At 73.4% G+C, this 966-nt stretch carries 2 protein-coding genes; one reads left to right on the plus strand and one right to left on the minus strand.

Annotated features, from left to right (window positions below; all coding sequences use genetic code 11):
• The coding region (locus F0Q45_RS26215) for a rhodanese-like domain-containing protein (RefSeq protein ID WP_149656617.1) at positions 1 to 325 on the plus strand (325 nt) is incomplete at its 5' end.
• An 80-nt stretch (positions 326 to 405) separates the two neighbouring features.
• Here the strand turns inward: F0Q45_RS26215 and F0Q45_RS26220 are convergent.
• Positions 406 to 966 (minus strand): hypothetical protein (locus F0Q45_RS26220; protein WP_188113188.1); only part of this gene is annotated, 561 nt, incomplete at its 5' end.

The raw sequence follows: 966 nt of genomic DNA on the forward strand, positions 1-966 counted from the left end.
GCGGCGCGGAGCGGTGCTGGTGGATATCCGGCCGCAGGCGCAGCGGGCCCACGAGGGCGAGGTGCTGGCAGCGCTGGTGATCGAGCGCAATGTCCTGGAATGGCGCTGTGACCCGACCAGTGCGGCCCGGCTGCCGCAGGCCGTCGGCGATGACGTCGAGTGGGTCATTCTGTGTTCGGAGGGTTATACCTCAAGTCTGGCGGCGGCGGCGCTGCTGGACCTTGGGTTGTATCGCGCCACCGACGTCGTGGGTGGCTATCATGCGTTGGCTGGCGCCGGCGTGTTGGCCGAGTTGAACAGGGAAGTGTCGACAGTAATCCGGTGAGCCCGCTGGCGCCCAGCAGGCTTGCTGGCGCTGCTCAGTCGGGCCGGCATCTGAGGTGCAAGGTCGTGTTGTGGGTAGGGCTACGGCAGGCCGTTGAGGCCGTTTTGGCCCAGCAGCAGCCCGCCTACCCCGCCTACCCCGCCTACCCCGCCAGCGCCGGGGCTCCCTGCGGTTGTGCCGGTCCCGCCGTTGCCGCCGTTGCCGCCGTTGCCGCCGACGCCGATGAACACGGCGTTGCCGCCGGCCCCGCCGGCCGCTCCACCGGCCCCGCCGGCGCCCCCGATTCCCAACAACTGCCCGCCGCTACCGCCCGCCTCGCCGGCACCCCCGTCGCCGCCCGTTCCGCCGACTCCGCCGCTACCTAGCAGCAACCCGCCGGCCCCGCCGGCCCCGCCGTCACTCCCGCCGATTCCACCCGTGCCGCCCGTGCCGCCCGGTCCGAACAGCAATCCGGCGTTACCGCCGACCCCGCCGGTTCCGCCGGTGTTGTTGCCGCCACCCCCGGTCGCGCCGGAGCCGCCTGAGCCGGCAAGCAGGCCGGCGTTACCGCCCATCCCGCCGACAACACCGGTGTCACCATCGCCGCCGGTGCCGCCATGGCCGCCGCCGGCGCCGACTAGTCCGCCCAGCAGCCCGCCTGT

This window comes from Mycobacterium simiae, assembly GCF_008370645.1.
Taxonomy (GTDB): Bacteria; Actinomycetota; Actinomycetes; order Mycobacteriales; family Mycobacteriaceae; genus Mycobacterium; species Mycobacterium simiae_A.